11 protein-coding genes are annotated in these 14,689 nt (G+C 48.7%); 8 read left to right on the forward strand and 3 right to left on the reverse strand.

Going from position 1 to position 14,689, the window contains the following annotated elements:
• The first annotated feature begins 414 nt into the window (after positions 1 to 414).
• The 3 genes from LACPH_RS06245 (at position 415) to uvrC (ending at position 4,923) form a co-directional block, all read left to right on the forward strand.
• Positions 415 to 1,872, forward strand: a complete 1,458-nt coding sequence (locus LACPH_RS06245) for an ABC transporter substrate-binding protein/permease (RefSeq protein WP_274784812.1) — start codon at positions 415 to 417, stop codon at positions 1,870 to 1,872.
• Positions 1,862 to 2,608, forward strand: a complete 747-nt coding sequence (locus LACPH_RS06250; RefSeq protein ID WP_010488519.1) for an amino acid ABC transporter ATP-binding protein — start codon at positions 1,862 to 1,864, stop codon at positions 2,606 to 2,608. The genes LACPH_RS06245 and LACPH_RS06250 overlap by 11 nt, the downstream gene beginning before the upstream one ends.
• A 506-nt stretch (positions 2,609 to 3,114) precedes the next feature.
• On the forward strand, positions 3,115 to 4,923 hold the full coding sequence (uvrC, locus tag LACPH_RS06255) for an excinuclease ABC subunit UvrC (RefSeq protein ID WP_010488516.1): 1,809 nt from the start codon (positions 3,115 to 3,117) through the stop codon (positions 4,921 to 4,923).
• Between the two features lie 110 nt (positions 4,924 to 5,033).
• On the opposite strand, the gene LACPH_RS06260 is transcribed toward uvrC, so the two are convergent.
• From LACPH_RS06260 to LACPH_RS06270, 3 genes are read right to left on the reverse strand one after another with little or no spacing between them, the layout of a single operon-like run.
• Entirely contained in the window at positions 5,034 to 7,004 is a 1,971-nt protein-coding gene (locus LACPH_RS06260) for a PTS fructose transporter subunit IIABC (RefSeq protein ID WP_039638981.1), read from the reverse strand.
• A gap of 9 nt (positions 7,005 to 7,013) precedes the next feature.
• Entirely contained in the window at positions 7,014 to 7,928 is a 915-nt protein-coding gene (pfkB, locus tag LACPH_RS06265; protein WP_087912096.1) for a 1-phosphofructokinase, read from the reverse strand.
• Positions 7,925 to 8,674, reverse strand: a complete 750-nt coding sequence (locus tag LACPH_RS06270; protein ID WP_010488501.1) for a DeoR/GlpR family DNA-binding transcription regulator — start codon at positions 8,672 to 8,674, stop codon at positions 7,925 to 7,927. Before LACPH_RS06270 ends, pfkB begins: the two co-directional genes overlap by 4 nt.
• 248 nt (positions 8,675 to 8,922) lie before the next feature.
• Here LACPH_RS06270 and obgE point away from each other — a divergent pair, with 248 nt between their 5' ends.
• The 5 genes from obgE (at position 8,923) to LACPH_RS06295 (ending at position 14,645) form a co-directional block, all read left to right on the forward strand.
• Positions 8,923 to 10,209, forward strand: coding sequence for a GTPase ObgE (gene obgE / locus LACPH_RS06275; RefSeq protein ID WP_049169764.1), 1,287 nt, complete (start codon positions 8,923 to 8,925; stop codon positions 10,207 to 10,209).
• Positions 10,210 to 10,249: 40 nt separating this feature from the next.
• Complete coding sequence (locus LACPH_RS06280; RefSeq protein ID WP_274784814.1) at positions 10,250 to 12,253, forward strand: acyltransferase family protein; 2,004 nt, start codon at positions 10,250 to 10,252, stop codon at positions 12,251 to 12,253.
• A 196-nt stretch (positions 12,254 to 12,449) separates the two neighbouring features.
• Entirely contained in the window at positions 12,450 to 13,409 is a 960-nt protein-coding gene (rnz, locus tag LACPH_RS06285) for a ribonuclease Z (protein WP_274784815.1), read from the forward strand.
• A 110-nt stretch (positions 13,410 to 13,519) separates the two neighbouring features.
• A complete protein-coding gene (locus LACPH_RS06290; protein WP_274784861.1) occupies positions 13,520 to 14,305 on the forward strand; it encodes an SDR family NAD(P)-dependent oxidoreductase in 786 nt (261 codons plus the stop codon).
• Positions 14,306 to 14,318: 13 nt separating this feature from the next.
• On the forward strand, positions 14,319 to 14,645 hold the full coding sequence (locus tag LACPH_RS06295; RefSeq protein ID WP_274784816.1) for a LapA family protein: 327 nt from the start codon (positions 14,319 to 14,321) through the stop codon (positions 14,643 to 14,645).
• Positions 14,646 to 14,689 lie beyond the last annotated feature (44 nt).

Below are 14,689 nucleotides of genomic sequence, written 5' to 3' on the forward strand. Positions count from 1 at the left end.
GGTGAAAGTATAGCATCAACAATCCGAAGCGTCTAGGTCCGCGACTTTAGAGCGTGAGCAGGCCCGGTTAGAAACCGGAGCATAAGTGGCCTCAGCCCTAAATGGCTGGGCTTTGGCCATTTAGGGCTGAGGTCCTTATGTGCAGGTTTCTGGGCCTGCGAACGCGTTTTGGCGCAAGAAAGCCACAGGCTGGGCTTAGCCATTCCGACCAAGGCCCTTACACGCAGACTCCCGTGCCAGAGAACGCACTTAAAAGAAGAGACGCGGCTTGGCGCGGGTAGTTGATAGTCGCTACCGTATCAGTCAAGGATGCCATTATCTACCAAGTAAATTGCTGAAAATCAAATTATGAATATTAGTTGCATAAAAATGAATTTTAGCGTATAGTACGTTCTTGTAATCAAGGAGGGTATTATGAATCATTTGAAACGCTGGTTAGTCGCTTTGTTCGCAGTTTTTGCCGCAGTTGTGACCTTAAATATGCAAACCGTTCACGCTGATGACAGTCTGGCAAAGATTCAACAAAAAGGCACAATTGTTATGGGGACAAGCCCCGATTATGCACCTTATGAGTTTTTGGTGAATAAACATGGTAAGAATCAGGTTGTCGGCATGGATGTCGAGGTTGCTCGTAAAATTGCGAAAGATCTTGGCGTCAAGCTGGTGATTAAGCAGATGAATTTTAGTTCATTGCTGGTCGCCTTGCAATCGGGCAAGGTTGATATGGTGCTTGCTGCGATGTCGCCAACCAATGCCCGCCGTAAGTCGATTGACTTTTCCAATACGTATTATAAATCGGGCCAGGATATTATCATCAATAAAACCGATGCCAAGATTTATAAGGACCACAAAAGCTTTGCCAATAAAAAAGTCGGGGTCCAAAACGGAAGTCTTCAAGAAACCTTGGCCAAAACCCAGATGAAATCAAGCACGACTTTGGGACTGACGAAGGTTACCGATTTGATCCTGGCTTTAAAGACGCATAAAGTGGCTGGCGTTGTGGCTGAAGGGGCGGTTGCTCAGGCGTATACGTCCAATGACGATTCGCTTGTCGAAATTCCCGGGCATTTTAATCTCTCCAGCGACACGATGGGGACGGCGATTGGGTTTGCCAAAGGATCTGATTCGTTGGTGGCAGCGGCCAATAAGAGTCTGGCGGAGATCAAACAGAAAAAGCTGATTCCGCAATACCTTAAAACCGCCGGCAGTTACATGAAGACGAATACCGAAGATACGAGTATGTTGCACTACTGGACTTATTTCCTTAAAGGGGTTGAGTACACCTTACTCATCAGTGCCATTGGGGCGTTCTTCGGGGTCTTGCTCGGTACGATTTTTGCTTTATTGCGGTTGAGCAAACATCGCCTGCCACATCTCATCGGCGTTGCTTACATCGAATTTGTCCGAGGCACACCGTTGATGATTCAGGTCATGTTTGTCTACTTCGGGATCGGGATTTTCATCGACATTCCGGCACTAGTCGCCGGACTTATCGCGGTATCGCTTAATTCCGCTGCGTATGTGGCCGAGATTATCCGAAGCGGGATCGATAGCATTCCGGTCGGCCAAACCGAAGCAGCGCGTTCGCTTGGGCTATCGGAACGGCAAACAATGACAAGTGTTGTTTTACCACAAGCCATTAAGAATATCTGGCCGGCGCTGGGGAATGAATTTATCTCGCTGATTAAGGAAAGCTCCATTGTCTCCATCATTGGGGTCACGGACCTGATTTATCAGCTGACAGTGGTTCAAACCGCGACGTACAAAGGGGTTCAACCAATTCTGGTTGCCATGGTCCTTTACTTTGTCCTGACATTCGGGCTGTCCAAGCTCCTGAGTCATTTTGAAAGGAAGATGAATCATGCAGCATAAACCTTTAATTCAAATCAACCACCTGACCAAGAAGTTTGGTGACAATGTGGTTTTGAATGATATTAGCGAAACCATCAATCAAGGTGATGTGATTGTTGTGATCGGCGCATCCGGTGGCGGGAAAAGTACCTTTTTGCGCAGCTTAAATCTGCTTAATCGGCCGACACAAGGCGAGATTCTGTTTGAAGGCACTAATTTGGTTGATCTCAGCGAAAAGCAGCTTGATAATGTCCGTGAAAAAATGGGCATGGTGTTCCAAAGCTTCAACCTTTTCCCGAATATGACGGTTTTGGAAAATATCAAGCTGGCGCCGTTGAAAGTCAAAACCGTGACGGATGAAGAAGCAACCAAAACGGCCAAGGAACTTCTGGAACAGGTTGGCTTGGGCGAAAAAGCCGATGCCTACCCAGCCAGTCTTTCCGGCGGCCAACAGCAGCGGGTAGCCATTGCCCGGGCGCTGGCGATGCATCCGGATGTCATGCTATTCGACGAACCGACCAGTGCATTGGATCCCGAAATGGTCGGCGAGGTGCTCAAGGTTATGCAGGATCTTGCCAAAACCGGTATGACGATGGTGGTGGTGACCCACGAAATGGGCTTTGCCCGCAGCGTGGCCGACCAAGTCTGGTTCATGGACGGCGGCAAAATTCTTGAAAAAGGCACACCTGAAGAACTGTTCGAACACCCCAAGGAAGCCCGGACACAGGATTTCCTGTCCAAGATTTTGGCGCAATAAGTTTTGCCCAGTCGAAGTTGAGAAGAAACTCCAGTTCACAATCCAAAAGCGAACATGCATTGAGTGTTCGCTTTTTGCGTTCCTGAAAATAATTCGTTAAGTCAATCAATCTATTAGTGCCAAAGCGGAGCAATCGTAGGCCAGATGGGGCTCAGCCGTGCAAACAACACAGCGACCGATTTTGTCGCTGATGTTGTTAGGCGACTTTGAGACAGCGGTTTTCTGGCTCAAAGCGCCGTCTCCGCTCTAGCTTCGCGTCGCCAGCACCATCTGGCCGGAGATTGCGGAGTTTGGCACGGCAGGAGACTCATTGCCTAAGCTTTTCTGAATCATTTGGAGCTCTGCGAGTTAAGAACAGGTCACTAGAAATGTGGCTCAATCTCATTTGATGCCAACTGCCAAGATGTCTTTACAATCGCAGCTATGCGCAGCAAGTGCGTCGCTTGCAATCTAATTTTAGAATCTTTATAATGCTAAGCGAACATTTGTTTTATAAGGAGATTACGATGGCATCAGCACACATTGAGCATAAATTATCGTTGCTGCCGGATCTGCCCGGCAGTTACCAGATGAAAGATATTAACGGGAAGATTATTTATGTCGGTAAGGCCAAGAATCTAAAGAATCGCGTTCGCTCTTACTTCAAGAGCTCACATGATGGCAAAGTAGCAGCGATGGTGGCACAGGTGGCTGATTTTGACTATATTGTGACCTCGACGAATAAAGAAGCGTTTTTGCTTGAAATCACGTTGATTCAAAAGTACCAGCCGTATTACAACATCAAGCTCAAAAAGGGGACTGGCTATCCTTACATCAAGATTACGCACGAGCGCGATCCAAAAATTGAAATCACCGGCACGATTCGCAAAGATGGCGGCTACTACTTCGGTCCGTACCCCAATGTTTATGCGGCGCAGGAAACGATGCATTTTATTCAAAAAGTGTACCCATTACGCCGGTGCAACGGGTATCAAGGACGGCCGTGTCTGTATTATCACATGGGTCAGTGTCTGGGCGCATGTTTTCGCACTGTACCGGAAAAAGAATATGCCGACCAGATTGCTCGGATCAAACGTTTCCTGAATGGTAACGTCAGCAAAGCCAAGGCCAGTCTGACGGCAAAAATGGAGCGGGCAGCCAAAAATCTGCAGTTCGAACGGGCAGCGGAGATTCGTGACCAGTTGTATTACATCGAACAAACCGTTGAAAAGCAAAAGATTATTTCGAATGACAATACCACGCGTGATTTGTTTAATTTTTATATGGACAAAGGCTGGATCAGTATCCAGGTCTTCTTCATTCGTCAGGCGCGGTTGATGAAGCGCGAATCGCGGCTTTTTCCGGTCGTTAACACGGCAAAAGAAGAGTTCGAATCGTTCATTTTGCAGTTTTACAGTCGCAAAAATAATGTCAAACCACATGAAGTTTTGGTGCCGGCAGGGCTGGATAATAAGGTGCTTGCTGATATCCTAGGTGTTCCGGTGCGTACCCCGCAACGAGGCGAGAAACGCGATTTGATGGCATTAGCAGCGAAGAACAGCCAAATCAAGCTCGAAGATAAGTTTCGTTTGATGGAATTGGATAATCGCACAACAATCGGGGCCATGAAGGAATTGATGGCGGCGTTAAAGTTACCAATGGGCCATGTGGTTGAAGCTTTTGACCACAGTCATATTCAAGGTGCCGATCCGGTTTCTGCAATGGTTCAATTTGTTGACGGACAGCCAGCCAAGAACAACTATCGCAAATATAAGTTGGATGCTGACAAAACTCATAATGGTGCGGACGAAGCGGCGAATACGCGTGAGGTCATTCGGCGGCGATATACCCGGTTGTTAAAGGAACATGCGGCACTGCCAGATTTGATTTTGATGGATGGCGGCGAAATTGAAATGAATGCTGCCAAGGACGTTTTGGAAAATGAATTGAACCTTGATATTCCGGTTGCCGGGATGGTTAAGAATAACAAGCATAAAACCGCAGCGCTTCTGTTTGGCAATGCTGATCAAATGATTAATCTGGATCCGAAATCACAGGGCTTTTATTTACTGGAACGCATCCAGGATGAGGTTCACCGGTTTGCAATTTCATTTCACCGTCAGTTGCATGCCAAGAACTCACTGGCATCGCGTTTGGAAGGCATCAAGGGTGTCGGTCCCAAGACCCGCCTGAAGTTGTTGCGTAAGTTTAAAACAATCACCAAAATCAAAGAAGCGCCGATCGAAGACATTCAGGAGCTTGGGATTTCCAAACGCGTGGCGCAGGCGTTGAAACTTTCGCTAACGGCTGATCCAACGCCAGCGCGTCGGGTTTAAGTCTTACTCAGAAAAATTGGATACAAAAAAATCGCAGCGATTTGTTTGTCGCTGCGATTTTTTATTTGAGCATCAATTAATGGTACAGGTTGAACCTGCGCTAAAACGAATCATTGATTCTCTTTAGCCACCGGGCGCCAGAAGCCAAGAATTAACGCGGCAATGACAGTCCCGATGATGAGTGACATGACGAACCCCAGTTTCTGATTTGTTAGCAGAAGCGCCACAATGCCGCCGTGCGGTGCCGGAACATTGACGTGCCAGAGCTGGGTTAACCCGCCGGCAATCGCGGAGCCAACAACGGAACTACCGATAATATGCACGGGATCGGTCGCGGCAAATGGAATCGCACCTTCAGTAATAAAGGTCAACCCAAGTGCATAGTTGGATAAGCCGGCATTACGTTCCTGCAACGTGAATTTCTTCGGGAAGAAGGTGGAGGCAACCGCAATGGCCAGTGGTGGAATCATCCCACCAATCATGACAGCAGCCATCCAGCGGCCGTCTTTAAAGCCAGATGCCTGATAAACCCCGATGGCAAACGTGTAAGCAGCCTTGTTGAACGGGCCGCCCATATCGATACTCATCATGGCAGCCAAAATGACACCGATGAGAATGGCATTACCGGTTCCCATACCTTCAAGGAAACTGATTAACGCCCCGTTGATCGCGGCAAAGATCGGGTTGATGATGAAGAACATCAGCAGGCCCATAATGGCCAAGCCAATCACAGGATAAAGCAGGATGGTGCGCATGCCGTCCAGTGACTTCGGCATTTTGGCCAAGGCCTTTTTCAGACCAACGATCATCCAGCCGGCAGCAAACCCAGCAACCAGACCGCCTAAGAAACCAGCCGGATTCTGAGCCTTCACAACCGAAGCGGAAGCGACCGTTGCCATATAACCACCAACGAACCCAGGCATCAAGGCTGGTCGATCACCGATAGATTCAGCGATATACGCCGCTAGTACTGGGACCAGGAAGCTAAAAGCAAATGTCCCCAGATTATTAGTGAAGGTGAACCACATGGAAGTCTTACCCAACCATTGTTCAAGGATGAATGAGATCGCCATGATAATCCCGCCGCCGACAACGAATGGCAGCATGTTGGAAACACCGTTCATCAGGTCTTTGTAAATGCGATTCCAGAGGCTACCACCAGAAGTTTCTTCAGTATCAGAACTTTGTGCATCCGCACCGCTTGCGTGGAAGACCTGCCCCTGACCTTTAAGGGTTTCTTCGATTAATTCTTCAGGCTTTTTGATGCCATCGATGACAGGCCGGTTCAGCAACTTCTTACCGTTGAACCGATCCATCTCGACCTTTTTATCAGCAGCAACGATGACCCCGGTTGCTCGGTTGATATCGCTGTCGGTTAATTTATGCTTGATCCCTTCGGAGCCGTTGGTTTCGACTTTAATATCGACACCCATCTTCTCCGCAGTTTCTTTTAACGCAGCCTCCGCCATGTACGTGTGGGCGATCCCGGTCGGGCAGGCAGTGACAGCCACGATAAATGGTCGCTCTTTACGCTTTTCTTCTTTGAATTCGGCTTGCTTAGCGGCAGCATCTTTAGCTTCCTGTGCTTTTTCCGCTTCAGCCTCTTTTTTATCTTTAGCAACTTTTTCGGCTTGAGCCTTGCCGAATAAATCCAGTACCTCGTCCGGTGTTTTGGCTTGCTTCAAGTCCGCTACCAGTTTTGGATTGATTAAAAGGGAAGATAGGGCAGCCAGAGCGGCAAGATGTTCATTGTTGGCGCCTTCAGGGGCGGCAATCATGAAGAATAAGTGTACCGGCTGGCCATCGAGCGCGTTAAAGTCAACACCCTTGGCACTTTTTGCAAAAAGCACGGTTGCTCGAGTAACGGCACTGTCTTTGGCGTGAGGCATCGCAATGCCTTCACCAATCCCAGTGGTGGACTCAGCTTCACGTTTTAAAATATCCTGACGATATTCGTCGGCATCGGTTACAATGCCTTCTGCGTGATACTTGTCGACCATTTCATTGATCACAGCCTCTTTGGTGGTTCCTTTGAGATCCATGATCATGACATTTTTTAGTAGTAAGTCACGAATGTCCATTTTGTCCTCCTAAACTTCAGTGATGCTGATGGTTTGTTTAACAGCAGCGATTTTATCGGCAGTGGCAAGATCCTTGGAAAAGGCAGTCGCAGAACCGCACGCGATACCGACCTTGAAACTTTCCAAGGCGTCATGGGTTTGGGCAAACGTTCCGGTAAAGCCCGCCAGCATGCTATCACCGGCACCGACCGAGTTGACGGCCGGCTGCTTTGGAACTGTCCCGAGCCAAGCATGATCGCGTTCAATCATCAGGGCCCCGGCACCAGCCATCGAAATCAAAACGTGCTGTGCCCCTTGATCCAATAAGCGGCGACCAGCCTTAATAATGGCATCATTGTCGGCATACGGCTTGTCGTTGAATAAGGCTGCGAGTTCATGGTGATTTGGCTTGACGACCAGTGGATGATCCGGAAGCGTGTCCAGCAGTGCCTGGCCGGTGGTATCAATAACAAAATCGGCTTGATGCTCATGGATGGCCGGAATTAAGTCACGATAAAAAGTGGCCGGCAGCCCTTGTGGCAAACTGCCAGACATCACGACGACATCGCCGGCTGCGAGTTTGGCTAGCTTTGCTTTAAAGTCGGCAATTTCATCATTGGTAATGGTTGGCCCGCTTGCGTTGAGTTCGGTTTCCGATTCAGCTTTGAGTTTGACGTTAATTCGGGTATCACCTTTGATCTTCGTGAAGTCACAAGGCATCGCGATGGCATCGAGTTGTTGTTGAATAAAGGTGCCGGTGAATCCGCCGAGAAATCCCCAAGCAGTTGTCGGCAAGCCAAGTGTCTGAAGAATTCGACTGACATTAATGCCTTTACCGCCTGGCAGCTTAACCGCGTGAGTCAAACGATTGACAGCACCGAGGTCAAGTTGCGGCAATTCGATGACATAATCAATCGAAGGGTTGAGCGTAACTGAATAGATCAAGAATGAACCTCCTTAATATTTTGGAACCGGTGGTAACCTGCTGGCAGTCCTTGTAATGAACTGGTGAGAATCGTGACATCGCCAATGTCGGCGAATTTCACGAAACTGACCTGTTCGAACTTACTTGGATCGGCAAGAATCATCGGCTGACGTGCTTGATGAATCGCCAAGCGCTTGATCACGGCTTCTTCCGGATCAGGGGTGGTGTTCCCAAACTCAGGGTGAATCCCATTCGTGCCGATAAAGGCAATATCGAAACGATAGTGATGAAGTGCTTCTGCAGTGGTCGCGCCAATAAGCGCTTTGGTTGCTGACTTAACCATGCCGCCAAGCATCAGCGTCGGAATTTGATAATCCGCCAGTAAAGAGGCATTATCAACACCAGTCGTGATCACCGTCACCCCAAGGTCAGCCAGAAAAGGGATGAGTTGGGCTGTCGTTGTCCCGGCATCCAGGAAAACTAAATCATCCTGTTCGACTTGGTGGGCGGCGGCGCGGGCAATGGCTTGTTTGGCGCGTAAGTTTTGGGTCGACTTGCTGGCCACATCGGGTTCGTCGCCAAGGCCGTTGATACGTTTCGCTCCGCCGTGAATCCGTTTAAGTTCGCCCGCGGCTTCAAGTTCGTCCAAATCTCGCCGAATGGTTGATTCTGACGCGTCCAAAGCCGCCATTAACGCTTTTGATTTGACGACAGTATGCTGTTGTAACTGGCTAAGAATGTATTGCCGCCGTTCTTCTGTAAGCACTTTCGTTTCACCTCGCTCTTCATTATACTGATGAAACGTTCAAAATCAACCTAAAACCGTTAAAAACATTCACAACGGTCAAAAACAGGCGTGTTTCAAGGGACTTTGCACTTTTTTCATTTGTTGTGCTTAAAGTACTTGTCCTACTGTCTGACGTGGTAAAATAAGAAAGACATGCGATCTGCTATGCGGATGGCGGGTTAACGGGTATAATTATAAATTATGTTTTTTCAGAAAGGGGATCGCCAATGTTTGTCGATCAGGTACAAGTAGAAGTTCAGGCGGGCAAAGGCGGTGACGGCATGGTCGCGTTTCGGCGTGAGAAATTCGTGCCGTTTGGCGGCCCGGCTGGAGGTGATGGCGGCCGTGGTGGTAGTATCATTTTATATGTCGATGAAGGGTTGCGAACCTTGATGGACTTCAGATACCAACGCCACTTCAAAGCGCCAGCTGGTGGCAATGGCCAGGGCAAGTCCATGTATGGGCGGGCAGCTGAAGATCGGCGGATTGCCGTACCGGCAGGAACCACAGTCACCGATGCCGATACCGGCGAAGTCCTCGGTGACCTGACGAAGCCAGGGCAGGAACTGGTTGTTGCCAAAGGCGGTCGTGGCGGGCGCGGTAATATTCATTTTGTGTCACCCAAAAACACTGCGCCGGAAATTGCCGAAAATGGTGAACCCGGACAACATCGCTTCATTAAATTGGAGTTGAAAGTCCTCGCTGATGTCGGCCTGGTTGGGTTCCCGTCAGTCGGCAAGTCAACTTTATTGTCGGTGGTCACGCAGGCTAAGCCCAAGATTGCCGCGTACCAGTTTACGACATTAGTGCCAAACCTTGGCATGGTCCAGCTAGACGACGGCACCGATTTTGTCATGGCTGATTTGCCGGGTTTAATCGAAGGCGCCTCACATGGTGTCGGCCTTGGTATCCAGTTTTTGCGGCATGTTGAGCGGACGCGGGTTCTGTTGCATCTGGTTGAAATGGATCCGGAAAACGGCCGCGAACCGCTGGAAGATTATGACCAGATTCGTCGCGAACTAGGTGCTTATGATGAGAATATCTTAAAGCGGCCGGAATTAATTGTTGCGACGAAAATGGATCTGCCAGGCGCAGATGAAAGATTTGCTGAGTTTAAAGCAGCTTTGCTTAAGCGTGGCATTGATCCAGCCAATATTTTTGAAATTTCCAGTCTGACGCATCGCGGGGTCATGCCGTTAATGCATCGCACCGCGCAAGTGCTGAAAACCGCACCACAATTTGAACCGAAACAGGAAACCGTTAAAACCGCCGATTACAAGTTTGCTCCCGAACCGGCCTTGAAGGTGACGCGGGATAGCGATGGCACCTTTGTTTTAACCGGTGAAAAAGTGGAACGTGCGTTTAAGATGGCGAATCTTGATCACGAAGATGGCGTCATGCGGTTTGCGCGGCAGTTACGGAGTATGGGTGTTGACGATGCGCTGCGCGAAGCAGGTGCGCAAAGCGGCGATTTAGTTGCGATTGATGATTTTACCTTTGAATTTGTTGAATAATCTCCAGTGAACTAGCTGGGAGCAGTAATCTTTTTAAAGAATGGTGGGGCCTCAATTGAAACAGACGCGTAGACGAAAGCGCCGGTATATTCATGGATTTGACGGTTTACGGACAATTGGTGTCATTGGTGTTATCCTGTATCATTTGCGTCCCGAATTATTTCGGGGTGGTTACCTAGGTGTCCCGATCTTCATGGTTGTGTCCGGTTATTTAATTACGGATGGCTTATTGATCGAGTTTAATCGCAATGGGCGAATTGATTTTAAGAGTTTTTTCATTCGGCGATTTAAACGTCTTTATCCGGCACTCATTACCGTTTTGTTTGGAACTGCAGCTTATATCACGCTTTTTTCGCAAAATCTCCTGCACAATCTGCATATGATGGTGTTGACCAATTTACTTTATGTCTATAATTGGTGGCAGATTTTGAACGGTCAGTCTTATTTTGCGCGCTATGCTAACGGCGAATCACCTTTCACGCATTTGTGGACGCTTTCAATCGAAGGGCAGTATTATCTGGTATGGCCATTTTTGGTTTTAGGCTTGCTGCTATTAGTTAAAAACCGGCATCAGATTGCCAATATTGTCTTGATTTTGGCGGCGGCCAGCGGTGCGTGGATGGCTATTTTGTACATGATGACCGTTGCACACACGTCACCTGCAGCCTTTGATCCGAGCCGGTTATATTATGGGACTGACACACGGGCGTTTTCGATTTTGCTCGGTGCCGCCTTAGCGTTCATTTGGCCAAGTGGTCGGCTTTCGGAGCATTTACCGCGTAAGTGGGTGGTTAGTCTCGATTTAATGGGAACGGTGAGCTTCGTTGGTTTATTAGCCATGGTCTTCACGGTTGACGCCCAAAGCAGCTTTCTTTATGAAGGTGGCATGGTGCTGTTCTCCATTTTGACGACGATTCTGGTTGCGGTTGTTGCCCATCCGGCGGCGCATTTTGATCGCTTGCTGAGCAATCCATTGTTTAGCTATATTGGCAGCCGCAGCTATGGTTTATATCTCTACCAGTTTCCAGTCATGATTTTCTGGGAAAACCGGTTCCGCAACATTGCCGATCATCCGGTTTTGTATCCGGTGATTGAGGTCATCTTAATCGTGTTGATCACCGAGGCCTCGTATCGGTGGATTGAACAGCCAGCAGCACATTTTGACTACCATAAAACCTGGACGTTCATTAAGGGGTTGGCGGATCCGAAGAAACGTATGGGCAAGGCGCGTTGGATTAGCTATGCAGCGTTGGTCATTCTGGCGATTGGCAGTGTTGGTTTAGCCAAGGCACCATCAGCTAAGGCGGTTGGCGACGACTCGCCGCTGGCCAAACAACTTAAGAAACGCGCGGAATCGCCTAAGGAAAAGGCCAAGCGTCTGGAAGCCATGCGTTCTAGCTTAGCCGAAGAGCGTAAAGAAGCCAAAAATAAAACTGAACAAAAATCGCGATCCCGTGCACAGGAGTCGAAGTATGCTTCGCAAGCCAAGGCCCATCCGGTTAACCAAGAGTATGAACAATATGGCTTAACCCAAATCGAATTGCAACGGGCCCAGGATCTGGGATTAACCGCGATTGGCGACTCAGTCATGCTTGACGGGCAAGAGGGCCTACAGAAGATTTTCCCTAAAGCAGTGATTGATGCGGCTGTATCTCGGCAAATGATCAATAGTATTGATCTGGTTCGCAGTTATGCGGAAAAAGGCGTGTTAGCGAACGTTGTGTTAATCGGTTTAGGCACCAACGGCCCATTTTCCGACGAACAGCTTGCTCAGATGATGCAGGCGATTGGTCCGGATCGGCAAGTCTTCTGGATTAATGTGCGGGTGCCAACGCGGGCATGGCAAAATGATGTCAATGGCAGGTTGGACGCTGCGCAAAAGCAATATAAGAATCTGACGGTGATTGACTGGTTCCGTAAATCTGAAGGACATCCTGATTGGTTCTACAAGGATATGGTGCACATGAATCCAACAGGTAACCCACAGTATGCGGCGTTTATTGCCAAGACCATTTTGGATAAAACCAAACAGTCAGCTGATTAACATTTTATTGAAGCTGGCGTCAACTAAACTGAGTTCCGGTAAGGGGTTGGAAAGCCAATCGTTCTTATCGGAACTTTCTTTTGCCTGTGTGCCGCTTTGCCAAAGCTAAGCAGCGTTATCCGCGATCAAACAAGGATAATTCTGCAGGACTTGTGGTAGACTACAAAGTGAAGTTTGACAGAATAGGAAGTATGGTATGGAAATTCAATTTTTGGGTACAGGCGCCGGTTCGCCTTCCAAAGTTCGCAATGTCAGCAGTCTGGCTTTAAAGCTGCTTGACGAACGCAATGAGGTTTGGCTATTTGATGTTGGCGAAGGCACCCAGCATCAGATTCTGCAGACCACGATTAAACCGCGAAAGATTGCCAAGGTGTTCATCACCCATTTGCATGGCGACCACATTTTCGGGTTACCGGGGTTTTTGGCGAGTCGCGCTAACCAAGGCGGCACTGATCCGCTCACGATTTACGGGCCGCCTGGCATTGAGGATTTTGTTAGAACCAGTCTGAAGGTTTCCCAGAGTCATTTGAGTTATGCCTTAAAGTTTGTGTTGCTGCGGCATCCGGGAACGGTTTTTGAAGATCAGACCTTTAAAGTCAGTTTCGACCGACTTGACCATCGCATCACCAGTTTTGGGTTTCGGGTTGAGGAAAAGCCACATCCGGGTGAGTTGCTGATTGATAAGGTCCGGGCCGCTAAAATTCCGTCTGGACCGGTTTATGCCGAGTTAAAGGCAGGTAAACAGGTGACGTTGCCCGATGGCCGGACGTTTGACGGTCATGATTTTATCGGGCCAGCACAACCGGGCCGGATTGTGACTATTTTTGGCGACACCAGAAAATGCAGTCGCGCGTTGCCACTAGCAGCTGGTGCAGATGTTCTGGTTCACGAGAGTACTTTTGGCCCGGACGAAAGCCAGTTAGCCAAACAGTACTATCATTCAACCAATATTCAGGCTGCCGAGTTAGCCAAGCGCGCCGGTGTCGGCAAGTTGTTGCTGAATCACATTTCTGCGCGGTATCTTGGCCCCGGCGTTGCGATGTTAGAAAAAAGTGCCCAGCGTATTTTCCCCAATACCCACGTGGTGAAGGATTTTGAAGAAGTTAATATTCCGTTTGCCAGTCCCCAGTTGACGTCGGCGGGATCCGTTCAATAACCGGTTCTGTCAGCAAGCGACAATGGTGATTGGCTGAAAAGCAGTGCCGGCTTGAAGTGACAGTGGCTTAAGCGTGATTGGAACAGCAAAGCGTACAAGGAGGGAGCAGCATCGTGAAACAACACCTAACAGTAGTTATTTCTGGCGGATCAGCCGGATTGGGTAAAGCAATTGGGTTGGAAGCCGCCAAAAAAGGGGCAACGGTGGTTTTCCTAGCACGTAGACGTGACAAGTTGCGTCAGGCTCAAGCAGAGGCAAGTTCACTTTCTGGTCGGCCAGCGTTTGCTTTTCCGGTTGATGTGGCTGATCCTGTCGCTATTGAAGCCGTCGTTGAGCGCATTCATGCCACCGTCGGATCTGTCGATGTGTTAGTCAACGCAGCCGGTTTTGGTCATTTTGAGAATGCATTTGACACGGATATGCACTTGGTTGAACGCATGTTTCGCGTGAATGTTTTGGGAACCATGTACTTAACCAAGCTGCTGGGACGCGACATGGCGATTCGTGGCCAAGGACACATCATCAATGTCTCATCGATGGCCGGTAAAATTGCCACACCCAAGTCAGCTATTTATTCGGCGACAAAGTTTGCGGTGGTGGGTTATAGTAACGGTCTGCGACTGGAATTGAAGCCATTTGGGGTCAACGTGACAACCGTTAACCCGGGACCGATTGCAACCGACTTCTTCAAATCGGCCGGCGCATTGGACTACTTGGCCAGCGTTTCTTGGCTGGTATTGGATCCCGATAAACTGGCGCGGCGAATTGTTGCAACATTTAACCATCCGGTGCGGGAAATCAATACACCTTGGTTGATGAATCTGGGTGCCGACCTGTATACTTTATTTCCACATATCGGCGATTGGTTAGCAGGCGGTTTGCTGAACAAAAAATAAAGGGGTGGCTTGAATGAAGGGTCAACAACGATTTATTATTGGATTGGTACTTGCTTTAATTTTGATTATCTTTGCGTTGCTAAATGGTCAAGGCGTTTCGGTTAACTTTTTTGGGATTCAGTTGGAGTGGCCATTGATCGTGATCATTGCGGTTTCTGTGTTAATCGGCGCGGTGGTCACTTGGCTCATTTCAACCAGTGCCGTTGCCAATGCCAAAAAACAGATTCGTGAATTGCAGCAGCGTATCACTGAATTGACGAAGGCGAACAAAGCCGAAAAGCCAGAGCCTAAACCGGTTCAGGCACCTAAGGAAGAGCCAGTTGATTCAACGAAAAAATAACGACAAAACGCGGATGATGCGATTCGCGTTTTTTATTCGATAAT

Origin of the sequence: Lacticaseibacillus parahuelsenbergensis (assembly GCF_030770265.1) — a bacterium.
Taxonomy (GTDB): domain Bacteria; phylum Bacillota; class Bacilli; order Lactobacillales; family Lactobacillaceae; genus Lacticaseibacillus; species Lacticaseibacillus casei.

Coding starts and splice junctions, on each gene's coding strand:
- LACPH_RS06245 (WP_274784812.1), top strand. CDS start 415: ATGAATCATTTGAAACGCTGGTTAGTCGCTTTGTTCGCAGTTTTTGCC.
- LACPH_RS06250 (WP_010488519.1), top strand. CDS start 1,862: ATGCAGCATAAACCTTTAATTCAAATCAACCACCTGACCAAGAAGTTT.
- uvrC (WP_010488516.1), top strand. CDS start 3,115: ATGGCATCAGCACACATTGAGCATAAATTATCGTTGCTGCCGGATCTG.
- LACPH_RS06260 (WP_039638981.1), bottom strand. CDS start 7,004: ATGGACATTCGTGACTTACTACTAAAAAATGTCATGATCATGGATCTC.
- obgE (WP_049169764.1), top strand. CDS start 8,923: ATGTTTGTCGATCAGGTACAAGTAGAAGTTCAGGCGGGCAAAGGCGGT.
- LACPH_RS06280 (WP_274784814.1), top strand. CDS start 10,250: ATGGTGGGGCCTCAATTGAAACAGACGCGTAGACGAAAGCGCCGGTAT.
- rnz (WP_274784815.1), top strand. CDS start 12,450: ATGGAAATTCAATTTTTGGGTACAGGCGCCGGTTCGCCTTCCAAAGTT.
- LACPH_RS06295 (WP_274784816.1), top strand. CDS start 14,319: ATGAAGGGTCAACAACGATTTATTATTGGATTGGTACTTGCTTTAATT.